The 26,994-nt window shown below is 43.9% G+C and carries 18 protein-coding genes; 3 read left to right on the plus strand and 15 right to left on the minus strand.

All coding sequences use genetic code 11. From position 1 onward, the window contains the following. Positions 1-17: 17 nt before the first annotated feature. The gene (locus FD725_RS00780) at positions 18-3,371 is read left to right on the plus strand and encodes a tetratricopeptide repeat protein (protein ID WP_179046372.1); all 3,354 of its coding nucleotides are present in this window, start codon (positions 18-20) and stop codon (positions 3,369-3,371) included. On the opposite strand, the gene FD725_RS00785 is transcribed toward FD725_RS00780, so the two are convergent. From FD725_RS00785 to FD725_RS33035, 10 genes are all read right to left on the minus strand, one after another. Next, positions 3,361-3,501: a hypothetical protein gene (locus tag FD725_RS00785; RefSeq protein WP_256871821.1), complete on the minus strand. Its 141-nt coding sequence runs from the start codon at positions 3,499-3,501 to the stop codon at positions 3,361-3,363. The genes FD725_RS00780 and FD725_RS00785 overlap by 11 nt on opposite strands. Before the next feature lie 118 nt (positions 3,502-3,619). Beyond that, positions 3,620-4,024, minus strand: coding sequence for a ChuX/HutX family heme-like substrate-binding protein (locus FD725_RS00790; protein ID WP_179046373.1), 405 nt, complete (start codon positions 4,022-4,024; stop codon positions 3,620-3,622). 54 nt (positions 4,025-4,078) lie between these two features. Next, complete coding sequence (locus FD725_RS00795) at positions 4,079-5,032, minus strand: PhoH family protein (protein ID WP_179046374.1); 954 nt, start codon at positions 5,030-5,032, stop codon at positions 4,079-4,081. A 290-nt stretch (positions 5,033-5,322) separates the two neighbouring features. Further along, positions 5,323-5,496: a 30S ribosomal protein S21 gene (gene rpsU, locus FD725_RS00800; protein ID WP_179046375.1), complete on the minus strand. Its 174-nt coding sequence runs from the start codon at positions 5,494-5,496 to the stop codon at positions 5,323-5,325. A 187-nt stretch (positions 5,497-5,683) separates the two neighbouring features. Beyond that, a complete protein-coding gene (locus FD725_RS00805) occupies positions 5,684-6,124 on the minus strand; it encodes a KH domain-containing protein (protein ID WP_179046376.1) in 441 nt (146 codons plus the stop codon). Further along, the gene (rpsP, locus tag FD725_RS00810) at positions 6,081-6,347 is read right to left on the minus strand and encodes a 30S ribosomal protein S16 (RefSeq protein WP_179046377.1); all 267 of its coding nucleotides are present in this window, start codon (positions 6,345-6,347) and stop codon (positions 6,081-6,083) included. Before rpsP ends, FD725_RS00805 begins: the two co-directional genes overlap by 44 nt. 147 nt (positions 6,348-6,494) lie before the next feature. After that, entirely contained in the window at positions 6,495-7,949 is a 1,455-nt protein-coding gene (ffh, locus tag FD725_RS00815; RefSeq protein ID WP_179046378.1) for a signal recognition particle protein, read from the minus strand. Positions 7,950-8,172: 223 nt separating this feature from the next. After that, positions 8,173-8,586 carry a putative toxin-antitoxin system toxin component, PIN family gene (locus FD725_RS00820; protein ID WP_218653146.1) on the minus strand — a complete coding sequence of 138 codons (414 nt, stop codon included), beginning with the start codon at positions 8,584-8,586 and terminating at the stop codon, positions 8,173-8,175. Between the two features lie 14 nt (positions 8,587-8,600). Then, positions 8,601-8,822, minus strand: coding sequence for an AbrB/MazE/SpoVT family DNA-binding domain-containing protein (locus FD725_RS00825; protein ID WP_094327679.1), 222 nt, complete (start codon positions 8,820-8,822; stop codon positions 8,601-8,603). Positions 8,823-8,895: 73 nt separating this feature from the next. Continuing rightward, positions 8,896-9,057: a hypothetical protein gene (locus FD725_RS33035; RefSeq protein ID WP_372726701.1), complete on the minus strand. Its 162-nt coding sequence runs from the start codon at positions 9,055-9,057 to the stop codon at positions 8,896-8,898. A gap of 316 nt (positions 9,058-9,373) precedes the next feature. Here FD725_RS33035 and FD725_RS33040 point away from each other — a divergent pair, with 316 nt between their 5' ends. Then, the gene (locus tag FD725_RS33040) at positions 9,374-12,496 is read left to right on the plus strand and encodes an SUMF1/EgtB/PvdO family nonheme iron enzyme (RefSeq protein WP_218653147.1); all 3,123 of its coding nucleotides are present in this window, start codon (positions 9,374-9,376) and stop codon (positions 12,494-12,496) included. A gap of 170 nt (positions 12,497-12,666) precedes the next feature. On the opposite strand, the gene FD725_RS00845 is transcribed toward FD725_RS33040, so the two are convergent. The 5 genes from FD725_RS00845 to FD725_RS00865 all read right to left on the minus strand — a co-directional run bounded on the left by FD725_RS00845 (position 12,667) and on the right by FD725_RS00865 (position 23,664). Continuing rightward, complete coding sequence (locus FD725_RS00845; RefSeq protein ID WP_179046380.1) at positions 12,667-13,410, minus strand: alpha/beta fold hydrolase; 744 nt, start codon at positions 13,408-13,410, stop codon at positions 12,667-12,669. Between the two features lie 115 nt (positions 13,411-13,525). Beyond that, the gene (locus tag FD725_RS00850) at positions 13,526-14,890 is read right to left on the minus strand and encodes an aminopeptidase P family protein (RefSeq protein WP_179046381.1); all 1,365 of its coding nucleotides are present in this window, start codon (positions 14,888-14,890) and stop codon (positions 13,526-13,528) included. Positions 14,891-15,044: 154 nt separating this feature from the next. After that, the gene (locus FD725_RS00855; RefSeq protein ID WP_179046382.1) at positions 15,045-16,151 is read right to left on the minus strand and encodes a hypothetical protein; all 1,107 of its coding nucleotides are present in this window, start codon (positions 16,149-16,151) and stop codon (positions 15,045-15,047) included. 183 nt (positions 16,152-16,334) lie between these two features. Next, positions 16,335-23,225, minus strand: a complete 6,891-nt coding sequence (locus FD725_RS00860; RefSeq protein WP_179046383.1) for an FG-GAP-like repeat-containing protein — start codon at positions 23,223-23,225, stop codon at positions 16,335-16,337. A 259-nt stretch (positions 23,226-23,484) separates the two neighbouring features. Next, on the minus strand, positions 23,485-23,664 hold the full coding sequence (locus FD725_RS00865) for a hypothetical protein (RefSeq protein ID WP_179046384.1): 180 nt from the start codon (positions 23,662-23,664) through the stop codon (positions 23,485-23,487). A gap of 207 nt (positions 23,665-23,871) precedes the next feature. On the opposite strand from FD725_RS00865, the gene FD725_RS00870 reads away from it, so the two are divergent. Next, on the plus strand, positions 23,872-26,976 hold the full coding sequence (locus FD725_RS00870) for a TIGR03032 family protein (protein WP_179046385.1): 3,105 nt from the start codon (positions 23,872-23,874) through the stop codon (positions 26,974-26,976). The last annotated feature ends 18 nt before the right edge of the window (positions 26,977-26,994 follow it).

A 26,994-nucleotide genomic window follows, 5' to 3' on the forward strand; every position in this document is an offset into this window, starting at 1 on the left:
ATTGACGTAAATCAAAAATGAAAAAAAGAGTTAATATCACGTTTTCATCTGGAAGTTTGAAAAACGGGTTTGATGCAGTTGTTCGAGTTTTTGACAGCGAAAATAATCAAAATAGTCCATCTCAAATTTTAGGTAAACTACCTGGAACATCAGAAATTGCTATCTTATTAGCAGAATGGCAACAAGACTTTGATCAGAAGGTTAGAAATGCAGTAGAAATTAGAGACGGTGATTCACAACATCGCATTATACCTCGCCAAAATAATGAATTTAATATTAACAACTCAGCTAGACAATTAACAAACGCAATCACTTCATGGTTAGAAGTCAATTATAAAGAATGGCGTGAAATTGTAAACTTTTTACAACAAAAGTTGAGCAAAGACGATGCAATTGAAGTAATTATTGAAACTCAAAATAGTCAATTACGACAGCTACCTTGGCAGGAGTGGAATTTATTTAAGGAAAGCTACACAAAAGCAGAGATAGCTTTGAGTCCTACAGAATATGAATATCCAGATAGTAATTTTCGTCCTGGTAAAGAAGTCAGAATATTAGCAGTATTAGGCAAAAGTGATAACATTGATACCAAATTTGATCGGCAGGAGTTAGATGCTATCAAAGAAAGGGGAGCGAAAATTCAATTTCTAGAGCAACCTACAAAACGTGACTTAATTGAGCAAATAAAAGATGAGCAAGGCTGGCATATTTTCTTTTTTGCTGGTCATAGTAGCAGCGACGAAGATGGTGAGATTGGCTGTTTGCAAATTAATCAAGATGAAACATTAGAAATTAAAGAATTTAAAAATACCTTGAGAACAGCCATTGGGAGAGGATTGCAAATAGCTATATTTAATTCTTGTGATGGTTTAGGGTTAGCCAATCAATTAGCTAAGTTGAATTTACCTCAAAGTATTGTGATGAGAAGATCAATACCTGATGATGTGGCAAAAGATTTTTTACAATCTTTCCTCAAATCGTTTTCACAAAATCAATCTTTTTATCTATCAGTCAGAGAAGCAAGAGGACATATAGAAGATATTTGGAATAGTAAATATCCGGGGATTAGTTGGTTGCCAATAATTTGCCAAAATCCAGCAGTCAAATCATCAAGCTGGGTGGAATTAGGCGGTGGTAAACAAGCTAAGGTATCACCTAATTTATCTGCTGAGTCATCAAATATAGCATCAGAGATAGTATTTGATGTGCCGCTTTTAGATGACTGGACTTTTACTGGTAGAGAAGACCAATTAAGCGTGTTAGCAAACTTGCTGATTAAATCCCAAGGACAACAAAGGTGCAATATTGTTGGCTTGTCGGGGACTGGTGGTGTTGGTAAGTCAGCGCTAGCCTGTCATTTCGGAAGATTACATCAGCAAGATTTCCCTGATGGTGTGATTTATCAGCGAGTTGATAATAAAAAATTAATAGACATTGCTAAAGAATTCGCAAGTTATTACCAAGAAAGAATTAGACCTGAAGATGAGCGTAGAGGTGCGTCTCATATCATGAAAAAAGTATTTGGGAATCGACGTGCCTTGCTGATTTTCGATAATGCTGAAAATAGAGATATTAAAGAACTCTGTCCTGGTTTTAATGATAAGTACTGTGTAATTATTACAGCACGAGATCGTGGTTTATTTCCTTTGATTGGCATACCAATGAAAGGACAGATGTATCTATATCCATTTTCTAATAATGAAGCTCTAACTTTCATGGAAACATTATTAGATGAACAACTTTCAGAACTAAAAAAACAAGCGGCTGAAGAGATAATTCATTTAGTGGGTAAGTTACCATTAGCATTGAGAATTATTGGGATAAATTTACAAGTAAATCCTATGCGATCGCTACAAAAATATGCTTTAGAATTGCGTAATGAAAGAGAACGCTTAGAGTATCTCAAATATGATGATCTTAATGTCAGAGCTTGCTTTAATTTGAGTTTGGAACAGTTTAAAAAAGATAACAGATTAGAAACAATAGACTTTTTCTCATATCTAAGTATTTGTCATAAAAATGGATTTACTAAGTATGCCGCTAAAGCAGCCAGTAAGTTTGATAACTTAAAACTAGTCGAGGATGAATTAGCATACTTGTATCGGTTTTCTCTACTCAACCAGAGGAATGAATATGAATATGTATTTCATCCTCTTATCTATATTTTTGCTCAAGAGGAATTAGCAGAAAAACCTTTGGAAGAACAGCAAAAAATCAAGGCAAGATTTGCTTTATTCCATCAAAACTTAGTTAAATACAAGAATCTAAAAAATAGTTATATCGCCTCAATAACATTAAGAGAATTAAATCAAATTATACAGGTTGTGCAATGGATGCAGCTTGAAAAAATAGATGATTTTGATTTTATTCGTAAACTTATACCCTTTCTTGGCGATAATGGGTATTGGCAAAAAGCAGTAGAGATGATCGCAGGTTTTATTCCTATCGCAGAAGAATTTTGTAATTGGGAGCAAGCTATTCATTTACGCATTCAGCAAGCAAAGTATTTATCTAAGTCAGGAGATGCTTCACAAGCTTATGAAGTGCTGCTTCCTATTGAAAGTTTACTAAATAGTATTTATCAAGATGAAGAACGTTTGCGTTGTGAAGCTCATTGGAGAAATACACTTGCTGTAGTTTTACTAGAATTAGGTCGATTTAATGAAGCTACATATCATATCGAACGCACTATTCCTATAGAACAAGAAATAGGAGAACTTGGCAACTTGTCTAAGGTACTCATTACTCAAGCTGGAATCCTGGAAAAGCAAGGTCTCTATGATAAGGCTATAGATATATTAAGATATTGCCTGGAAATAGAAAAAAAGATAGGAGAAGCAAAAGACACAGCCATTGCTATGACTAAATTGGCTGCTGTCCTAAGCCAGAAGGGGCGCGCGTACTATGAAGAGGCGATTCTATTATTAACAGACGCTCTTGCTCTTGAAAAAAATGGTGGTACTCGAAAAGGTGAAGCAATTGTCCTGAATAGTTTTGGTACAGTCCATAGTCAGATGAGAAATTATCAAGATGCAGTTGAATGTTTAGAAGCAAGTTTAACTATCAAAGAAGAGATAGGTGATAAACCAGGTTTAACAATGGGACTAAACAGTTTAAGTGAAGTGAAGTATAAGCAAGGAGATATAGGTGAAGCGATGAAATATCTTCATCGTAGTGCTGAGATTAGAGAACAATTAGATAAAAAAATATCATTAGACAAATTCATGACTATTTTGAGTAAAGTATTAAGGAAATTTGTAAGTCGTGGTAGGAGAAAAGAAGCTCTAGAACATTGTCAAAAAATACTAGCAAAAATACCGACAAATAAACGGCTTTTGCAACTGTGTCAAGAGTTGGAGACTAATAGATGAAAAAGTCAATTTCTGAGATACTAATTATAGCGATCGCTAATCTGGCTAACTCACCACCACTGAGGATAGATGCTTGTTTATGAACGTCATCATACTTAAATAAAAAGTGTCCTAACTTTTGACCCAACATCTGATAGCCAAGATAGACTAATAGATGAAAACTACAACGAGGGGAAAATATACAAAACAGTGTGTAGTAGCAAATTCTATTCGCCTAATACTTTTCAAACATCCTCTTAATTCTTCGATTAAAGTACTATTGGTAAAGGCTGCCAAACTTCACCATACTTTTCTTTTAAACTTTGCCAAGCTTCTACTTGTCCTGGTTCATATTCTCCTGGTTTACCCCATTGTAAAAACAAGCTTAAAGCAGGTTCTTGTTTCTCATCTAAAAACCGAATAGCGTAAGTGGGAAAATTACCTCTTTTAGCCTCACCAGTTTCAAATTTCACCTGTGTAATTTTGTCCATGTTCAAGTGAAATTCAAAGCCTTCTGTGTGCATATTTGCATATTTACCCTTGAGTAATTCTGCATAAAATAGCTTTTCTATTTTACCGCGTGCTTCTAATACAGCAGCACTACTAGTGACAATTAAACGCAAGGTTCCCAAGGTTTCACAAGCTTCTAGAAATTCTTTTAAATCGGCATCCATAAATAATTTTCCTCTGTTATTGGTTAGTTCTGGATTTTTAGTAATGACTAATGACTACTTCTCATACTGTTCGTAAGCACTAACTATGCGCTGAACTAGCGGATGACGCACAACGTCTTTTTGGGTGAATTCGCAAAAAGCAATGCCTTCTACGTGCTTCAAAATTTGCAATGCTACTGTTAACCCTGATTGTTGGTTCATGGGTAAGTCAGTTTGTGTGGTGTCGCCGGTAATTACCATCCGGGAACGGAAACCCAAGCGAGTGAGAACCATTTTCATTTGGGCAGGTGTGGTATTTTGGGCTTCATCAACAATGACAAACGCATGGTTGAGGGTGCGTCCACGCATATAGGCTAGTGGTGCAACTTCAATGATGCCACGTTCCATCAAACTGGGGACTTTTTCTTGATCAATGAATTCATACATGGCATCGTAAAGCGGGCGGAGATAGGGATTAATTTTTTGTTGCAAATCTCCAGGCAAAAACCCTAGTCTTTCACCAGCTTCTACGGCGGGACGTGTCAAAATCAGCTTTTCTACTTGATTGGCGAGGAGTGCTTGGATAGCAACAACAACGGCGAGATATGTTTTACCAGTCCCGGCTGGCCCGATGCAGAAGGTGAGATCGCGTTTCCGGATGGCTTCGATATATTGGCGTTGTCTGAAGGTTTTAGCACGGACTTCATCGCCTCGACGAGTTCTGGCTAGAACATCTCGCTGTAATTCTTGGAGTTCGGTTTCTTGGTGAGTATCTATAGCGTGACGAGCTGTTAGTATGTCGGCACTAGAGATAGTGTTGCCTTGAATCCAGATATTTTCTAGCGATCGCACTAATTTTACAGCCAATTCTTTTTCTGCGTCTGTGCCGTATATATGTATTTCTTGCCCCCGCAATACTAAATTAGCCCCTGTTTGCCGGGACAATATTTTCAGGTTTTCTTCTCTATCACCTGCTAGAGCGATCGCACTGGGAACGTTAGGCAGCTGAATTATGTAGGCATCTGCCATAGATATTTTTAACTTTATGAAGTTTAATTTTTACTAAGTTTGAGTAGTTGATGATTTTCTTATCTGATTTTGGATGCAGTTTATCTTAATACTATTTTATAATAAAAACCTGATTAATCCTAGATTTTCTCAATGTTTTTCCTGATTTTACTAATTATTCTTTCGATAATTTATTGCTAAATATTTAGTAGTTACAGAGGCGATCGCTGATTTAATTTATTAGGGTTTGAGCCAAAAATAACTACAAACCCTAATTTGAATCAATTAATCAAAGATTTAGCTTTGATTTATTAGCGTCCACCTCTGCGTGCAGCTTCGGCTTTGCGCTTGCGTCGCAAACTGGGTTTTTCGTATCTTTCCCGACGTTTAACTTCTGATAAAATCCCGGCTTTTTGAATTTTCTTTTTAAAACGTCTGATTGCCGAGTCTATTGACTCATTTTCTCCTAAACGGACTTCAGCCACTCCCTGTTTTCACCCCCTTACAGAGATTATCAGAGTTGTGCATAACTATCATTTAATTGTCTTTAACACAGAAATTGTTGTCATGGCTGCAAAAAGACTGAATCATCTTTTTACCGCTTGAGATTATGTGTTGAAGGTTCTGGACGGAGGTAACCACAACCGCCCAGGCTTCTTGGCTATGTTTAACCTAGCGGGTGCGTGGTTTAACAACAGGTCTACTGGGTGCGTTTCCACGTCTTTCTGGTGATCTGGGGGGAGGTGTACGTTCTTGTTGATCTTCCTCAAAAGACATTCCCTCCCTGCCGGGAGTAGTGCTACCGTAGATATCCAAGTAAACCGACTGTCCAGCAAGTTCTGCCGCAGCAGCAATTACTGTCCGAATCGCCTGAATGTTGCGTCCTCCACGACCAAATACTTTCCCTTTATCTGTACTGTCAAAAGCGATGCGAACCCAAACCTTGTTTAGGGTCTGAGAGATTTCACAATCGACGCTTAAAGACTCTGGAGATTCTAAAAATGGCTGCATCAAAAACCGCACTAGCCCAACGAAATTAGGGCTAATGGTTAGTGAATTAGCAGTAAGACTATGATGCGGATGGGGCTGTGGCACTGACCTGTTCAAAGACATTGGCTTTTTGTAAGATGCGACGGACGGTGTCAGTGGGTTGAGCGCCTTGCTGTAATCGCTTGACGATTCCGGGAACATCCAATCGCACTTCATCGGTTCTGGGGTTATAAAATCCCAGTTCTTCTAGGGGGCGACCATCGCGGCGAGAGAGGCTATTCATCACGACAATGCGGTAACTCGCTTCCCGCTTTTTACCGTATCGCTTCAAGCGCAGTTTGATCATGGTTGAAGAATCATTCTCCTGTTTGTTGGTAATTGAGGAAGTAACTGTCTAGATGCAGCACTTCCCATGCTGAAATGCTAATTTTAACACTTGCTCAGGGTTTTGTGCTATTGGTCATTGGTCAATGGTCCAAAACTCGATATTTGGCTAAAGATTGCCAAAGCCTTTTTTCTTCTTATCCTTGGGCTTTTTCTTCTTTGTGCCAGCACCACTATTGTAACCGCGCCAACCGGGGGCAGGACGGTTGCCTGCACCAGCAAAAGCGTTACCGCCACCACCAAACATTCCTGGCATTCCGGGGAAATTACCTTGACCCATTTGCTGCATGAGCGATCGCATTTTTTGAAAATCAGCCACTAGTTTATTCACATCTGCTTCTTTGTAGCCGGAACCGGACGCGATGCGTTTGCGGCGGCTGGGTGAACTGGCTAGTAAATCTGGGTCGCGGCGTTCTTGGGTGGTCATGGAGTTAATCATCGCCTCACAGCGTTTAAGCTGGGTTTCCCCCTGCTTTAGCTGATCATCGGAAAGTTTGCCCATCCCTGGAATCATCTTGAGGATACCCCCCAGTGATCCCATATTTTTCAACAACCGCAGCTGCTTCACAAAGTCGGTAAAGTCAAACTTTGCTGACAGGATTTTCTCCTGCATTTTCTCAGCATCAGCTAAGTCAAACTCTTCCTGAGCCTTTTCTACCAAGGTGAGGACATCACCCATGCCCAGAATCCGCGAAGCCATGCGATCGGGGTAAAAGGGTTGTAGGGCTTCGACTTTTTCCCCAACACCAACAAATTTAATCGGCGCACCGGAAATTTGCCGCACAGACAACGCCGCACCACCCCGGCTATCACCATCCATCTTGGTGAGAATTGCCCCCGTAATGCCGATTTGCTCATGAAAAGTGCGAGTCAGGTTTGCTGCTTCTTGCCCCGTCATAGAATCCACTACCAACAGGGTTTCGTGGGGTTGGACAGTTGCTTTAATCCTGGCTAATTCTGCCATCATATCCTCGTCAATTTGCAGACGACCAGCCGTATCGATGATGACTGTGTTCACACCTTCGGCTCTAGCACGTTCTACCCCTTGACGGGCAATTTCTACCGGGTCTGCATCGCTTCCCAATTCAAACACTGGTACGTCAATTTGTTTACCCAATGTAATCAACTGATCGATTGCGGCTGGACGATATACGTCTGTTGCCACCAACAAACAACTACGATCTATTTTCCGTAAATGTAAAGCTAATTTGGCAGTAGCAGTGGTTTTACCAGTCCCTTGCAACCCAGCCATCAACACAATTGTCGGCTTCTCTTCCACCTCCGCCAGGGGAACATTTTCTTCCCCCATCACCTGCACCAGCTCATCATAGACAATCTTGATGAACTGCTGGTCAGGTCGCACGCCTTTGACAACTTCGGCTCCCTGGGCTTTGGCTTCAACTCCACTAATAAAATCTTTGACTACCTGGAGGTTAACATCTGCTTCCAACAAAGCGCGGCGCACTTCCCGCAAAGCATCTTGAATGTTAGATTCGGAAATTTTATCTTGCCCGCGTAGTTTCTTCCAGGCGGATTCTAAACGGTCAGCTAATGCGTCAAACATATCTTAGTTACAGTTATTGAGCCAATGGGGATGTCCGAACCACCAACAAGTGCGATTCAGCAATTATCTATTTTTAATGTACTATCTACCAGCTTAGTAGTTTTTCCCCCAACTTGAGTGGATATAAGACACAAGTTAAACGCTCAGTCACGCCACGCATACTGAGAAATACTACCCCCTTTTGGGGTTGTTATTATACCTCATTTAGGCATCACCGGAAAAATTAGGGCAACTGACCATCAATAACATTTAGAAAATCTTCAGCCGTGATAATTGAGCAAGAAAAATTATCTTTTAGACTGAGTAAATCGCGATCGCCCGTCACGAGATAATCCGCCTCACTGACCACAGCCAAAAGTAAAAAAGGCAGATCAAACGGGTCACGACATTCAGGAATTACAGGCAAGCGATCGGGTATCGTTACAGCTTCACAAAAGAGTATGTAATCCGCTAGTAAATCTTCTTGCTCAGTTGGCGTGAGCTTAAACTTTGGATAAGCCAACACTCGGATTAACTCAGTCGTTGTCGCTTTAGAAACCAGGGGAGTGAAGAGATCGTCCTGCCATGCCAAACGAAGCCTAGATACTCTGCCCGCAAATATCAGCGCCGAGATGATGATATTCGTATCAATTACCACCCGTGGGCAAACCATTAAGACTGACGCGCCCAAGCCACTGCATCAGCCACATCCTGCTCACTCAGTCCTAAATCCGCCAGCTTAGATCGAACCGCATCAGCCCGATGAATTTTTACAGGAGTCAGAATAATTTGCCCACCCTCCACCTTTACCTCAAAATACTCAGCCTCCCCGATTTCACGGGTAATACTTTTAGGTAGCGTTAGTTGATTCTTAGAAGTTAACTTGGCGAGCATGACTTGCCTCCTAGCCTTTGCTATCAAATGTAAGGATTCCTTACTTGAGTATATACATCCTACCTTACTAAATCTAAAACCCAATCACCGAAACCGCCTTTCGTTTCTGCTCTGGCGTGACCTCAAGATAACGCTGCAACGTCCCCAGGTCACTGTGACCAGAGATTTCTTGTGAATAGTTCAAGGGAGGTATCCCGGCGCTTGACATCTGCGTCAGAGCAGTTAGCCTAAACAAATGGGTGCTGACTCCCTCTACTCCAATCCGCTTACAGGCATCCCGCAGAATCTTGTCTGTATGTAATCTTCTCGTTAAAGCTTTTGTGAAGATTTATACAGAAAATTGTTTTGTCAATGGGATAATAGCAGTATTAACCGCAGATCAATGCGAGAAGTGAGTACATGGAATTTCCGAATCAACCCCAAGATACGCAATCATGACTCTTACTTCCAGCATTAAACTGACGATTGATTTTAATGACCCTGGTTTGAGCGATCGCCTGAGTAGCAAGCCGAGCAAAATCAAGATTTTGTCGCAGTATAGGTAGGTAGAAGTGGCAAAAGTTGCATTGCTGATTGGGGTGAGTGAGTATGAGCCAGGGCTGAATCCTTTGCCTAGTGCAGTTAAGGATGTGGAAGCATTGCGAGAAGTGCTACTGCATCCAGATATGGGCGGATTTGTAGAGATGGACATTATCCTGCTCAAGAATCCTGAGCGACAAGATGTAGAAGAAGCGATCGAGCGTCTATTTACCTATAGGCCAAAGGATGACTTGGTGTTGCTTTACTTTTCCGGACATGGCATCAAAGATGATCTAGGGCAGCTTTACTTGGCAACGCGCAAAACACGCAAGAATAGCAAAGGTGAATTAGTTCGTTCTACTGCTGTTGCAGCGCGATTTATCCAACAGTGTATGAGTCTTAGTCGTTCCCGGCGGCAAGTAGTGATCCTAGATAGCTGTTTTAGTGGGGCGTTTGCTGAAGGACTTTCTGCCAAAGATGACGGCATGATTGACATCAGGGAGCAGTTAGGCGGTGAAGGACGAGTTGTGTTGACCTCTTCTACTTCCACACAATATTCCTTTGAGGAAGAAGGGCAAGATTTATCAATTTACACTCGTTTTTTGATTGAGGGGATCAAGTCGGGAGAAGCCGATCGCGATCAGGATGAGTTTATCTCAATTGATGAACTTCATGAGTACGCCAGTCAAAAGGTGCGAGAACTTCAGCCGGCGATGAAGCCGGAAATATATGCCATTCGAGAAGGCTTTAAGATTCGACTGGCAAAGGTGGCTCCGGGTGATCCCAGACAGCGATATCGTAAAGAGGTAGGGCGATTTATTCATCGAGGTGAAATTTCCTTTGTTGGTCGTCGCACATTAGATGTACTGGGGACTCGCTTGGGATTGGAGACAACTGAGGCGAGAGCGATCGAAGATGAGGTTTTAGAACCATATCGCAACGATTTCCGCGAAAAGCTCCAGCAGTATCAGCAGGTGTTCACAGAGCTACTAGAGCGAGACGAAACGATTACCGATGGCGATCGCCACGACTTGCAAAATCTCCAGCAAATTTTGGGCTTGCGGAATGAGGACACGATGCCCATTGAGGCACAGGTGACTGCAAGGTTTAAGACATATCAGCAAAACCTGCAAACCTATCAGCAAGCGTTTACAACATTACTACGACAAGAGTTTCCTCTGAGTCTAGCAAGCCGCGATCGCCTACGGCAAACCCAGCAGCAATTAGAGCTTGCAGATAGAGATATTGCGGCCATAGAAGCTCAGATTACGGCTGAGGTAGCAGCATATCACCAGAAACTCCAGGACTACCAACGGCTGTTTGTAACTGCCATGCAGCAAGAATATCCCCTCAGTGAGGCAACCCGCAATGACTTACTTCAACAGCAGCAGCGCTTGGGACTGACGGCTGTAGATGTTGCCCCAATCGAAGCGCAAATCACAACACAAATTGAAAGCTATCATCAAAAACTCCAGCAGTACGAGCAGGCGTTTGTCAAGGCGACGCAGCGTAAACATTATCCAGATGAGTTGACGCAAAAGCAGTTGCAGCAAACCTGGCAGACTTTGGGGTTGAGTGAAGGGGATGTGAGAGCGATCGAGAGGCGGATTAATGGGGAGATTGAAACGTATCAAACAAACTTGCGGCAATATGAGCAGGAGTTTACAGCAGCTGTTCAGCAAGAATATCCGCTTAGTACTTTCAAACGCTCTCAACTTACCCAACGTCATCAAGCCTTGAATCTGACTGCTGAGGATGTGACTGCAATTGAAACTCCAATTATTACTGCGATCGCGGAACATCGGCAAAAGCTACAACAGTATGAAGAGGTGTTTAGAGAGTCGATGCAGTTTGAATATCCTCTTAGTAATGCCACTCGTGAAGAACTACGGCGATTTCAGCAAATTTTAGAATTAAATGATGAAGAAACAGCTGCGATCGAAGCAAGGATTATTCAATCATCTTCAGAAGCAGAATACCGGAAAGAGCAAGAGAGAATTAAACAGCAGCAAGAGGCTGAAAAACAACTACAACAAGAAGCTGTACGAATAAAGCAACAGGAGGTAGAGAAACAACGACAAGCTGAAGAAACATTACGACTAAAGCAGCAGGAGGTAGAGAAACAACGGCAACGAGAAGATGCAGAAAAACTACAAAAATTACAGCAGTATATTCAGCCGTCAAGCCCTGCTCAACCAACTCAACCGCCTCAAGAGCGAATAACCCGACAAAAGTTTTTGAAGTGGGCTGGCTTGGGAGGTGTAGGTTTGGTGACAGCAGTAGTAGGTAGGGAAATTTTTAAGGTTCAATTACCCAAATATATTCCCGTTAAGCTTGAAACCTTTAAGTTTGAAACGGTAACAGTAGATGAAAAGGGACAGGTAATTGAACCAGATGCTAACAAGCAAGCTAAGTTCTTTAAGGAAGACTTAGGTAATGGCATAACTTTGGAGATGGTTGAGATTCCTGCTGGTTCATTTAAGATGGGTTCGCCACCGGGTGAAAATGGTCGAAGCAAAAGTGAAGAACCACAGCCAATTGTGAATGTGCCTGCTTTTTTTATCGGCAAGTTTGAAGTGACTCAGGAACAGTACCAGCAAATAGTGGGTAATAATCCGTCGAACTTCAAGGGAGCAAAACGTCCTGTAGAGCAAGTGTCTTGGAATGATGCAGTAGACTTTTGCAAAAAACTGAGCCAAAAGACAGGGCGTGAATATCGCCTACCTAGTGAAGCAGAGTGGGAATATGCCTGTCGTGCAGGAACAACGACACCATTTCACTTCGGCGAGACGATTACAACTGAGTTAGCTAACTACAATGGGAATTACACCTACGCTTCTGCACCAAAGGGCAAATATCGTCAAGAAACAACAGATGTAGGAAGTTTCGCACCCAACGCCTTTGGATTATACGATATGCACGGGAATGTCTGGGAGTGGTGTCAAGATACTTGGCATGAGAGCTATACAGGAGCGCCTAGTGATGGGAGTGCATGGATTAATAATGATAATCAATATCGACTACTGCGGGGTGGTTCCTGGCTCAACCATCCTGTACTCTGCCGTTCTGCGTACCGCGACCTCGGCACGCGCGACTTCGATAGATTCAGTATCGGTTTTCGGGTTGTGTGTGTCGGCGGGAGGATTCTTCAGTAGCCCTTTATACTTTAACTCTTTCGCCTTCTACCCTTCTTTCCTTTACCCTTTTTGAGTGTAGCGAAGCGGAACGATCTAATTTTTTTCAAAAATAGGACTGATAAAAACTCCAACTAGAGATAATTATGAACCAAGAACTTACCCAAGCGATCGCCTGATTACTGGAAATCTTAATCACTAGTTAATACCGATGCTAGAAGTTTAGGACAAGAGAGATGAGGGCAATGTCCGGAAGCTAGCTCAATAGCATCGACTCCTAAGCGCTTGCGTGCAGCGTAGCGTGACCATGTAGGAGATATGATTCGGTCATTGGTACAAACAATATATTTGCGCTCAACCTTGGGCAAAGCTGTTAAAGGATTCGTTTCAAATATATATGCCATAGATTGTTGCGAACGACTTTTCGAGATTGCCCATTGTGCTATATCCGGTTGACAATCATGAAAGAAAAAATTCATTAATACAGCTTTGTCGGAATAATCTTGGCCTACGGAAGTTGGTTCATACATATCAGGCTCATCGTAGAACTGTTCAAGTTTACTTGGGTGTTTTGGTTGGTAATTAAATGATTTGAGGGTATCTGCATCAAGACGATGAGAAAACTGATCGAGTGTACTGATTCCGGGATGCGGGAGTAGCGCGGCGACAAATACTAGTTGACGCACTTTTACCGCTTCTGCAACTAGGGGAATGATAGTACCAGCCATTGAGTGACCAACTAGTACAATATCATCATCATTTTTTGGTAGTGCTTGAATTACTGTATCTGCAAATTGAGACAGAGTAGTAGAGGCATTTTCAATGGGCAAATCCATTGCGATAGTTTTGTGACCCTGTGCTTCTAAGTAGGGAATAAGCAAATCCCAACACCAAATGCCTTGGAAGGCTCCATGAACTAGACAAAAAAGACTCATATAGGAATTTGCTTTGATTAATGAATTGATTTGTATAGGTAGGTAATGGGTAATGGGTAATTGGTAATAAGTCCCCAGTTATATGAGGTACGCTCTAACCTCTAGCCTCTAGCCTCTAGCCTCTAGATAAATTTTCTACACTTTCGGCATCATTCGGTAAAGCGGCGGTGAGAACTTCACTACCTGTATCTGTAACTAAAACATCATCTTCGATGCGTATTCCTCGGACATCGGCAAATTGAGATAGGCGTTTCCAATTGACGACATCGTGATATTTTGAGCGATTTTTGGCATCGTTTAAAATGGCTGGAACTTGATAAAATCCTGGTTCAATTGTGACTAACATTCCTGGGCGTAGGGGACGATTTAAGCGCAGGTAACCTAAACCAAAGCGATCGCTTCTCGTCCGTCCTTTTTCATATCCGGCTAAATCTCCCAAGTCTTCCATGTCATGCACATCCAAACCGAGCAAATGACCGATCCCGTGAGGGAAAAATAAGGCGTGGGCATCAATTGCGACTAAATCTTGCGGATTGCCTTGCAAAATGCCTAAATTCACTAAACCCTCGGCGATGACTGTCGCGGCTAACAGATGAATTTCGCTATATTCCACACCAGGGCGCATCTGATCTATGCAAGCATCATGGGCTGCTAGGACGACATCATAAATATCGCGTTGCGTTGAGGAAAACTTACCAGAAACAGGCCAAGTACGGGTGATATCTGCTGCCCATCCTGTCGTAGTTTCACCACCAACATCGGCTAGTAGTAAGTCTCCCGGTTGGATGGGATGATGATAATGTTCGTTATGTAACACCTCACCGTGAACAGTGACAATACTGTTGTAAGCGGTAGTCATATTGTGAGCGATTAGAACACTCTCCATCGCTGCTCTGACTTCGGCTGCGATGTTAGCGCTGGCGGTTGCTGCCATGCCTGCTTTGTGTGCTGCTACACTCACATTAGCTGCCTGACGTAATTCTGCTAATGCTGCGGCATCGTGGGTGAGGCGTAAACTGACAATGGCTTTGGCTAACTCTAAATCAATACCTTCAGGTTGACTTTGTGGCAAAACCCATCTACTCATGAGCTGGGTTTGCTGTGTCCAAGTTATAGCATTCTGGACAGCAATAGTGGCTGCACCTTCTACCCTAGATGCTAATTCTGATATGGGTTGAGCTGCATCAGCTCCAATTGTTTGGGCTATTTCCTCACGCTTGGGCATTTCTCCATGCCAAAGGGCGCTACTGGGTGCAGGATCATCCATGAATAGTTCTAGTTTGCCTGCTTCTAGGCGAATTGCGGCGTTAGGTAGGGGCAAACCGGCAAAATAGAGAAAGTGACTGCTAGCGCGAAAGGGAAAGCCATTAGCGGGGAAGTTGCGAGGACTGCTGCCACCTGACCAAAGGATTGTGGGAAAATCGATCAGGGTGGCTAATTTTTGTCGGCGATCGCGTAGAGTATTTGCTAGTAAATTCATAACTCAGTTATTGCTATAGCGGTTCTCGTTCACGTGAGGTACACCTGTAGGGGCAATACCCTGCGGAAGCCTTCGGCTACATGAATTGCTCCTACACCCTGCAATATAATTTTGTACCCCATCAGAGTGGGAACCACTATTATATTGATGTAATTCACAACAATTTTGCCTGATGTAACCGCGAGATCAGCCCAGGACGATTGCTGTAATCTTGTTGGATTTGCCGAATGCGTGATTGGAAATCCGCCAATCTGCCTTTGTACTTTGCTAAATCACGCAGTTCTCTGAGATAAGCAACAGCTTGATCATAGGGTTTTGCTTGTTTGAGGGCAATTAACTGAAAAACTTCCGTCCACACACTTGCTTCTTTCTTAGCTAGCGCTTCCCAGGTTTGCACCTTGATTCGATAGGCTTCTTTGTGTTGCTCTTTCTCGCGGCGATCGCTTTCTTGTTCTGCCAACTCTAGTAATTCTGATAGTGTTCTTCTAGAAGTATCATTACTCACATGATTTTTCGGTTTATGAGATAACTCTCTTAATCTATGCTTTAGTTGTATCCTTACTTGTGGTTCACCTCTAGCAACTCTCACCAAAAAATCATGACATTCTTGCTCACTCAATAATGGTATCAAATCTTCTAATTGTTGCTCATCTTGTGCTTGTGCAATGCTAGCTGTTGCTGCGGCTGTAATCAAATCTTGATCAATACCAAAGAACTCAACAAAAGCTTGAAGGGTTGAAGATAAGGTTTGTAAATTAGCAGGTATTGGTGGTTCAAGTAAATCTGCTTCGCTATATTCCATCGGTGCGGCTTTAAGCCATGCTAAGTATAAACTCCGCAAATCACCCCGCAACAAATCATCTCGTAAAGATACTAAGCTTGATAACCATCCCTCGCCCTCACTCCACTCGCCCATCTCTTCATCATTGATGTCAATATCTAAAATGATAAAATCACGAGTAGTTGAGATAGAAATAGCATCAAGCTGACAGTAAGGTGCAAAAACTGCCGGGTCAACTAAAGATTTTGGTAATCGAAACATTAATTGTCGAGAACCCCAATTTGCCATGTACAGCATGACATCGAAACATTTTTCTAAAACTTGTTTGGGATCACCTCTGAAGTCACCATAATTGTAAACGAATACGGCTTGCGTAGATGTTAGTTGTACCCGACTCGAAAGACTCTGCACATAAGTCTTTTCGGCTGATGTTAGGGGTCGATCTAATGCTAAAAACTCGTAATATTGATATTCACTCATAGCACCCCTAACATTTTGCCAGATGATATAGGACTCAATAATTCCCTTAGACTTCTAAATTATAGGATGAGAATATCATTGCTAAGTTGACGGTGTTGTCAAATTAAGTAACGATATTTCCCATCACAGTAAAATTAGCAAATATTAAGGTAGTGGCGTGTCTAGGCTAAAATAGTGGATTAGCTAGAGAGGCTGCGGAGAAAAAACAGTAAAGTCATTGCTAGACAAAGCTGCACGATTAGAGAACAGAGCAATTTGTACTTGTTGATTGCTACCACTACCATCAGCATCATAGAACAGTGCGCCTGTAGCTTGATTGTAAATGAAGCGATCGCTCTGTGTATTTGCCTTTGTGCCTAAAACAAACAAACTAGAATTGAGTGTTCCCCCAGGAAGTCCAAACTCTTGACCAGAGAGTCTGACAATATCTTCACCAACTTGGAAATCTAAGATAGTATCAAAGCCACTACTCAGAACACCAGTCAAATCAAAAGTATCCACACCACTACCACCAACAAGGGTGTCATTCCCTGAACCACCAATGAGTAAATCATTGCCAGTTTCACCAGAGAGATAGTCATTACCAATCAAGCCAGTCAGGGTATTATTGCCACTGTTACCAATCAAGCGATTACTGGCATCATTCCCAGTACCATTGAGATTGCCACTTCCCACCAAAGTTAAATTCTCAAAATTAGTAGCCAGAGTGAATTCCACGCTAGAGATAACAGTATCTGTACCCTCATTGGCAGCTTCTGTAATCACATCACTAACACTATCTATCTCATAGATATCATTGCCAGTACCACCATTGAGAGTATCATTACCACTACCACCATCAAGGCGATCGTTACCAGCACCACCAATCAGGGTATCATTACCACCTTGTCCAACTAACCAGTCATCACCATCACCACCATCGAGGGTATTGCTGGCATTATTGCCGAAGATTTGGTTATTGAGGCTATTACCAGTACCGTTGATAGCAGCGTTACCAATCAAGGTGAGGTTTTCTAGGTTGTCTCCTAATGTCCAAGTGATAGAAGAGTTGACTTTATCTCTAGTGCCGCCTTCAGCAGTTTCGGTGATGGTATCGTTCAAGCTATCGACAGTGTAGGTGTCATTGCCGTTGCCACCAGTCAAGGTGTCATCACCAGGGCCACCGTCGAGGTTGTCGTTACCTTCACCACCATTGAGGGTGTCGTTACCTTCATTACCGTAGAGTAAATCATTGCCATCTTCACCGTTAATGGTGTCATCTCCTACACCACCAAATCCATAGTCGTCGCCTGTGCCACAGTTGAGGGTGTCGTTGCCGGCATTGCCGATAAGGTAGTCGTTGCCTTCTAAGCCGTTGATGGTGTCATTTCCGGCTGTGCCATAGAGAATGTCTTTTCCTGGTGTGCCGTCTGTGCTGGGTGGCGTTGCAGAATCGTTGTCGGTGATATTGGCAGTGACGCTGGTAATGGTGATGTTGTTGTAATTGGTATCGCTACTGGTGGCTGTGTGAGTGATAGTGCTTGTGTGATTACCTTCAGCGACAGCATCATCAACGGCTGTGACAGTGACAGTTTGAGCAGTGTTCCAGTTGGCAGTGGTGAAAGTTAAGCTTGTTGGGGTGGCTGTGGTTTGTGTGCCGGGGTTGATACTGATGGTGACATCACTTGTGGGTTGGCTGTTGAGGATGACTGTGTAAGTGTCAGTTGCACCACCTTCGGTGACATTTGTGTTACCACCGCTTTGGGTGATGGTTACGCCTGCGGTGTCGTTGTCGGTGATATTGGCAGTAACGCTGGTAATAGTGATGGCGTTGTAATTGGTATCGCTGCTGCTAGCTGTGTGAGTGATAGTGCTTGTGTGATTACCTTCAGCGACAGCATCATCAACGGCTGTGACAGTGACAGTTTGAGCAGTGTTCCAGTTGGCAGTGGTGAAAGTTAAGCTTGTTGGGTTGGTTGTGGTTTGTGTGCCGGGGTTGATACTAATGGTGACATCGGCTGTGGGTTGGCTGGTGAGGACGAGAGTGTAAGTGTCAGTTGCACTACCTTCGGTGACATCAGTGCTACCTCCTGTTTGGGTGATGGTTACGCCTGCGGTGTCGTTGTCAATAATGTTGGCAGTGACGCTGGTAATGGTGATGTTGTTGTAATTGGTATCGCTGCTGCTAGCTGTGTGAGTGATGGTGCTTGTGTGTGCGCCTTCAGCGACAGCATCATCAACGGCTGTCACTGTCACAGTTTGGGCAGTATTCCAGTTGGCAGTGGTGAAAGTTAAGCTGGTTGGGTTGGCTGTGGTTTGTGTGCCAGGGTTGACACTGATGGTAACATTGCTTGTGGGTTTGCTGGTGAGGATGACTGTGTAAGTGTCCGTGCTTCCGCCTTCGGTGACATCAGTGCTGCCTCCTGTTTGGGTAATGGTTACGCCTGCGGTGTCGTTGTCGGTGATATTGGCAGTGACGTTGGCAATGGTGATACCGTTGTAATTGGTATCGCTGCTGCTAGCTGTGTGAGTGATGGTGCTTGTGTGATTGCCTTCAAATACAGCATCATCAACGGCTATCACTGTCACAGTTTGGGCAGTATTCCAGTTGGCGGCAGTAAAGGTGAGTGTGTTGGCACTGGTTGTGGTTTGTGTGCCAGGGTTGAGAGTGATGGTGACATTGTTTGTGGGTTGGCTGGTGAGGATGACTGTGTAGGTGTCAGTTGCACCACCTTCGGTGACATTTGTGTTACCACCGCTTTGGGTGATGGTTACGCCTGCGGTGTCGTTGTCGGTGATGTTGGCAGTGACGCTGGTAATAGTGATGTTGTTGTAATTGGTATCGCTGCTGGTGGCTGTGTGAGTGATGGTGCTTGTGTGATTGCCTTCAAATACAGCATCATCGACAGCAGTGACTGTTACAGTTTGGGCAGTATTCCAGTTGGCGGCAGTGAAGGTGAGTGTGTTGGCACTGGTTGTGGTTTGTGTGCCAGGGTTGACACTGATGGTGACATCACTTGTGGGTTGGCTGGTGAGGATGACTGTGTAAGTGTCCGTGCTTCCGCCTTCGGTGACATCAGTGCTGCCTCCTGTTTGGGTGATGGTTACGCCTGCGGTGTCGTTGTCGGTGATGTTGGCAGTGACGCTGGTAATAGTGATGTTGTTGTAATTGGTATCGTTGCTGGTGGCTGTGTGAGTGATGGTGCTTGTGTGATTGCCTTCAAATACAGCATCATCGACAGCAGTGACTGTTACAGTTTGGGCAGTATTCCAGTTGGCGGCAGTGAAGGTGAGTGTGTTGGCACTGGTTGTGGTTTGTGTGCCAGGGTTGACACTGATGGTGACATTGTTTGTGGGTTGGCTGTTGAGGACGACTGTGTAGGTGTCAGTTGCACCACCTTCGGTGACATCAGTGCTACTGCCACTTTGGGTGATGGTTACGCCTGCGGTGTCGTTGTCGGTGATGTTGGCAGTGACGTTGGCAATGGTGAGGTTGTTGTAATTGCTGTCAGTACTGGTGGCTGTGTGAGTGATAGTGCTTGTGTGATTGCCTTCAGCGACATTATCATTGACGGCTGTCACTGTTACAGTTTGAGCAGTATTCCAGTTGGCGGTGGTGAAAGTTAAGCTGGTTGGGGTGGTTGTGGTTTGTGTGCCAGGGTTGAGAGTGATGGTGACATTGTTTGTGGGTTGGCTGTTGAGGATGACTGTGTAAGTGTCAGTTGCACCACCTTCGGTGACATTTGTGTTACCGCCGCTTTGGGTGATGGTTACGCCTGCGGTGTCGTTGTCAGTGATGTTGGCAGTGACGTTGGCAATATTAATGCCGTTGTAATTGGTATCGTTGCTGGTGGCTGTGTGAGTGATGGTGCTTGTGTGATTGCCTTCAGCGACATTATCATTGACGGCAGTGACTGTCACAGTTTGGGCAGTATTCCAGTTGGCAGTGGTGAAAGTTAAGCTGGTTGGGTTGGTTGTGGTTTGTGTGCCAGGGTTGAGAGTGATGGTGACATTGTTTGTGGGTTGGCTGATGAGGATGACTGTGTAGGTGTCCGTGCTTCCGCTTTCAGTGATATTTGTGTTGCCACCGCTTTGGGTGATGGTGACACCTGGAGGATCATTGATAGTGAGAGTGGCTGCATTGGAGTTGAGCAGCACACTCAGGCTGTTGCTGTTGTAGTTGGTACTGACCAAGTCGAGTTTGCCGTCGCTGTTGAAGTCTCCTGCTGCCACTAAGGTAGGGCCTGAGCCAACGCTGTAGGTGGAGGCGGAGCCGAAGCTACCATTACCTTGCCCTAACAGTACTGTTAGGTTGTTGCTGTTGTAGTTAGCACTGACTAAGTCAAGTTTGCCGTCGCTGTTAAAGTCTTTTACTGCTACTGAATAGGGATTTGTGCCGACGGTGTAGGTGGAGGTTGAGCCGAAGCTGCCATTACTTTGCCCTAACAGCACTGTCAGGTTGTTGTTGCCGTTGCCATAGTTGGCACTGACCAAGTCAAGCTTGCCGTCGCCGTTGAAGTCTCCTACTGCCACTGAGGTGGGGGTTGAGCCGACGCTGTAGGTGGAGGTTGAGCCGAAGCTGCCATTGCTTTGCCCTAACAGCACACTTAGGTTATGGCTGCTTTCGTTGGCACTGACTAAGTCGAGCTTGCCGTCGCCGTTAAAGTCTGCTACTGCCACTGAAGTGGGATTTGAGCCGACGGTGTAGGTGGAGGTTGAGCCGAAGCTGCCATTGCTTTGCCCTAACAGCACTGTTAGGTTGCGGCTGCCGTAGTTGGCACTGACTAAGTCGAGCTTGCCGTCGCTGTTAAAGTCTGCTACTGCCACTGACCGGGGATTTGAGCCAACGCTGTAGGTGGAGGTTGAGCCAAAGCTGCCATTGCTTTGCCCTAACAGCACACTCAGGTTGTTGCTGAAGTAGTTGGCACTAACCAAGTCGAGCTTGCCGTCGCCGTTGAAGTCTCCTACTGCCACTGAAGTGGGATTTGTGCCGACGGTGTAGGTGGAGGTTGAGCCAAAGCTGCCATTACCTTGCCCTAACAGTACTGTTAGGTTGCGGCTGCTGTAGTTGGCACTGACTAAGTCGAGTTTGCCGTCGCCGTTGAAGTCTCCTACTGCTACCGGCCAGGGATTTGTGCCGACGGTGTAGGTGGGGGTGGTGGCGGGGGTGAAGTTAACGGTGGTGTTAGAGCCAAGGATGTAGTCGGAGCCTGATGTGAGGTTGACGATGACGGTTTCGTTGGGGTCAATGACACCATCTAGGGTGGCTTGGACTGTGAGGGTGGCTGTAGTTTGTCCTACGGCGATGGTGAAGGTGTTGGCGGTGAGATTGGTGAGATTTGTGCCGGCAACTAGGGTGTAGTCGCTGCTGGTGGCAGTGCTGCCTGTGGTGTTGAAGTTGATGACTAACCCACCTGTGGGGGCTGGGGTGTCTAGGGTAATGGTGAAGCTACCATTAGTAACGCCTTCAGTGGCGTTGCTGCCTGCACTGATGCTGACTTTGGGTGTGGTGTTTTGCAGTACTGTTAGGTTGCTGCCGATGAAATCGCCAGTGAACGGGTCGTACGCGCCTTCGTTAGCACTGACTAAGTCAAGCTTGCCGTCACCGTTGAAGTCTCCTACTGCCACTGACCGAGGAAATGAGCCGACGGTGTAGGTGGAGGGTGAGCCGAAGCTGCCATTGCTTTGCCCTAACAGCACTGTCAGGTTGTTGTTGCCGTTGCCGTTGTTGGCACTGACCAAGTCGAGCTTGCCGTCGCCGTTGAAGTCTCCTACTGCTACTGAAATGGGATTTGTGCCGACGGTGTAGGTAGAGACGGAGCCAAAGCTACCATTGCTTTGCCCTAACAGTACTGTTAGGTTGTTGTCGTTGTAGTTGGCACTAACCAAGTCGAGCTTGCCGTCGCCGTTGAAGTCTCCTACTGCTACTGAAAAGGGACTTGCGCCGACGGTGTAGGTGGAGGCAGAGCCGAAGCTACCATTACCTTGCCCTAACAGAACTGTCAAGTTGTCTCTGCCGCCGTTGGCACTGACTAAGTCGAGCTTGCCGTCGCCGTTGAAGTCTGCTACTGCTACTGACCAGGGATTTGAGCCGACGGTGTAGGTGGAAACAGAACCAAAGCTGCCATTGCTTTGCCCTAACAGTACTGTTAGGTTGCGGCTGGAGAAGTTGGCACTGACTAAGTCGAGCTTGCCGTCGCCGTTGAAGTCTGCTACTGCTACTGAAATGGGATTTGAGCCGACGGTGTAGGTGGAGGGTGAGCCAAAGCTGCCATTGCTTTGCCCTAACAATACTGTTAGGTTGTTGCTGTTGCTGTTGGTATTGACTAAGTCAAGCTTGCCGTCGCCGTTGAAGTCTGCTACTTTCACCGAAATGGAATTTGAGCCGACGGTGTAGGTGGGGCCTGGGCCAAAGCTGCCATTGCTTTGCCCTAACAGCAATGTCAGGTTGTCGCTGCCGCCGTCGGCACTGACCAAGTCGAGCTTGCCGTCGCCGTTGAAGTCTGCTACTGCTACTGACGAAGGACGTGAGCCTGCGGTGTAAGGAGAGGCAGTGCCGAATGACGGTAATATTCCAGGGTAGGCAATTGTGGCTGCTGTGGTGATGGCTAGGGTGGTGGATATCTCACCTCTGACTACTTCTAGTTCCCAACTGCCTCCTTGTTGGCTATTGCCGACTTTATTTGTAGCGGCGGCAATATTTGCTTCTGTCAGTTGGTGTAGTTGGTTGATGAAGGCTTGTCCTGTTTCACCTTGGGCTAGTTCACAGCTATAGATAAGTAAATCTGTGATTTGCCACTGCTGTAGTTGCTGTTGGTAATGGTGCAGGTTATCTAGGTTGAGTTGGGTGTTGCCTAGTTGCAAGTTGCCTGGGCTACCGTGAGCGATGATTTGCAGGCTGTGGATTTGTTGCTGGCTAATCAGGGCGGTAATTTGCTCGATGCCATCTTGCTGGGGGTGGAGGATGAGTACTGGTGTTGTGGGTGCGATGCCTGTTAGTAGTAATTGATAGTCTGGCACTCCTGCGTCGATGACAATCAGGGTTGTGTTTTGGAGTGAGGTTTCAATATTTGTGGGTGTTTTTGTGAGTGTCATGTTTGTTGTTCTCAAGATTTAGTAGAAGTTGAAATATTCATGAGGAATTAGATCCCCGACTTCTTGAAGAAGTCGGGGATCTGAGTGTTGTGTAAACAGGAGTCAGAATGTCTTGATGATTACTCTATGTATTAGTGGTAATACAGAATAAAATCTATACGTATATGCTTGATAATTGGTTATAACTTAGATACATTGCAGCGTCAATTGAAAATACATAGGACTTACGCACTGAAGCAAAAAACCTTGCTGAGGGTAGTCAATAGTCCATATTGGCAATGTCAGTCAATACATTGGCAATGTCAGTCAACAGATTAATAATGTCAGCCGATACACTGGCAATGTTAGTTAATACATTCACAATGTCAACCGATACATTCACAATGTCAACCGATACATTGGCAATGTTAGCCAGTACATTGCCAATGTCAATAGACATCTGATAGAAATTAAATTCGGCGTTACTCGTCATCCTTGATTCAGACGTTGCAGTGCAACGTCTCTACATTCATTTTTAGAGATGTTTAATACTCTAGTGGGCGACAGTACGGGTGTTATGTATTTTATATGTTGTTGCTTGACAAAATTGCTGTTGTCAGTTGTAATGTGAATCGCATATTTACTTATACTATCCGCATTAATACTGATGGTAATATCTAGAGATAAAAATAATTCATTTGCCAAAATAATCACATCTGCTAATCTAATCGAGTGGTGGCAAGTCCAGCAGGTGAGTTTAGTTGTTACAAGTAACCAAAGTTCCCGCTTGATAGCGTTAAGTGTAAACACTGAAGGACAGATTACTGGGTGTGAACGGGTGTTTGAGCAAGCTAGGGGATTATATGCTACTCCAGAGAGGATTTATTTGGGTTGTCAATCTCAGCTTTGGCAATTGGATAATGTTTTAAAACCAGGACAGCTTTATGATAGTTGCGATCGCCTATTTATCCCTCGCATTGGTTATACAACGGGTGATCTAAATCTTCAGGATGTGGCGATTGAGGCTCAAAATCAGCGCGTGGTGTTTGTCAGTAGTCTGTTAAACTGTTTAGCAACGGTGAGCGATCGCCATAGTTGCATTCCTTTATGGAAACCGAGTTTTATCTCTCATCTTGTCAATGAAGATCGTTGTCATTTAAGTGGGTTAGCGATCGTCGATGGTAAAGCACGCTATGTTACAGCTTACAGTCAATCTGATGTCTTCAATGGTTGGTGGCATCATAGACAAAGCGGTGGCTGCATCATCGATATTTTATCCGACACTATTATTGCTACAGGATTATCTCTACCGCATTCACCACGGTTTTATCAAGGTAAGTTATGGCTGTTGAATGCAGGTACAGGAGAATTTGGTTATATTGATGCCAATCATGGCACATTTGAGGCTATTACTTTTTGTCCCGGTTGGTTGCGGGGTTTGGCATTTATCGGAGACTATGCCATTGTGGGTTCATCTCAACCTCCAGGACAGATTATTGCAGATTTAAAGTTAGCAGAGAAATTAACTAGTAATACACCTGAATGTGGTTTGTTAATCATCAATATTAAAACTGGTGAAATTCTCCATTGGTTGAAGTTGTCGGCAGAAATTACAGATATTTTTGATGTGCAGATTTTATCAGGAGTTAATCATCCCCAAGTTGCCGAAATCGGTTCAGAAGAAATTCACCGCTTAATTAGTCTTGATCCTCTGTCACCTTTAGTTAATACCCACACGCATAACAATTCTCAAGTGACAGTAGATGTTCTGTATCAGCAAGCATTAGATTTGCAACAACAAGGAAAATTAGCATTAGCAATTAGTCAATATGAGCAAATCATTACTGTATATCCTGAATATGCCCCAGCATGGTATCAAATCGGAGTAATTTTAGGTAATCAGCAGCAAACTGAACAAGCAATCTTAGCATATCAAAAAACATTAAGCATCAATCCCCATCATGCGGAAGCTTATAACAATTTAGGCATATTGCGAGTAGCACAGCAAGATTTTGCTGGGGCAATTAGTTGTTTTCAAGCAGCAATTAACAGTAACCCAGATTATGCTTTTGCTCATAATAATTTGGGTTTAGTTTGGCAAATGCAAGGTAACTTGACAGCAGCCGTCGGGAAATTTCGTGAAGCTTTACAGAAAAATATCGAGTATGCAGAAGCTTATCTCAACTTGGGAATTGTTTTAGAAGCACAGCAACAAAAAGGAGAAGCTGTCGCTTGTTTTCGGGCTGCTATTCGTTACAAACCAAACTATATTAAAGCTTACAATCGTTTAGGCACGGCTTTGATATCACTACCTGACACGAGTAACGCAGAAATAGCAGAAGCTAGAAAAGTGTTTGAGCAAGTTTTAGCATTACAACCAGATTCTGCCGAGGCTTTCACTCACCTATCTCACCTGAAAGCATTAATTTGTGATTGGCAATCTTCAGAATCTGATTTAAACCGTCTTTGGCAAATTACACAAGCAGAATTAAAAACTGGAGAACCAACTAGTGTTGGTGCATTTGATACTATATATAAACCGTGGGATAGACATTTGCAATTGCAAGTTGCAAAAACCCATAGTCAATCTTTAATCAAACAATTACAACAAACAAAGCAAACTCTAAATTTTACTCATAGTCGTTCCCACAATGGACGCTTAAAAATTGGCTACATATCTAACGACTTTCGCAACCATGCCACTAGTCATTTAATGAGGAGCTTATTTAGCTTACACGATCGCACAAACTACGAAATTTTTGCCTATTCTTCTGGAGCAGATGACCAGAGTGATTATCGCCATCATATCATCAATAGTTGTGAACATTTTCAAGATATTTCCCAACTATCAGTAGAAGATAGCGCTAAGTTAATTTTTCATGATCAGATCGACATTCTTGTTGATCTCAATGGTTACACTGCGGGTTCTCGTACAGGCATATTCACTCTCAAACCAGCCCCAATACAAGTTAATTATCTGGGCTATCCCGGCACAATGGGAGCAGATTTTATGGACTACATCATTACAGATTCCACTCTCACCCCTCCAGAATTTGCTGACAGCTTCAGTGAAAAATTTGTGGTTTTACCCCATAGCTATCAAGTCAATGATTATCAACAGGAGATTTCCTCTCAACCGATGACTCGTGCAGAACATGGTTTACCTGCATCAGGTTTTGTATTCTGTTGTTTCAACAATAACTATAAAATCGAACCCGTGATGTTTGATATCTGGATGAGCATCTTAGCCTCTGTTCCTGGAAGTGTAATTTGGCTATTTTCCCGATTTCCCATTGTTGAAGATAATCTGAAAGCAGCAGCACAAGCCAGGGGAGTGAGTGGAGAACGTTTAATTTTTGCCCAATACCAACCCAAAGCCCAACATTTAGCCAGACTGCAATTAGCAGATTTATTTCTCGATACTTTATATTGCAACGCCCACACTACAGCTAGTGATGCTTTGTGGGCTGGTGTACCTCTGATTACTTATCCAGGACAAACTTTTGCTTCTCGTGTTGCTGCTAGTTTACTCAATGCAGTGGGTTTACCTGAGTTAATTACTCCTAGTTTAGAAGCATACGCACAACTAGCTATAAATTTAGCCAATTCTCCAGCCAACTTACACCAACTCAAACAAAAATTAGCCCAAAATCGTTTGACTTATCCCCTATTTGACACACCACTTTATGTGCGTCATTTAGAACAAGCCTATCGGGCGATGTGGGATATTTATAGTTCTGGACAAGCACCGCAGGCTATAGAAATATTATAGAAATGGGCTTTGATTTCT

Source organism: Nostoc sp. TCL26-01 (assembly GCF_013393945.1).
Lineage (GTDB): Bacteria > Cyanobacteriota > Cyanobacteriia > Cyanobacteriales > Nostocaceae > Trichormus.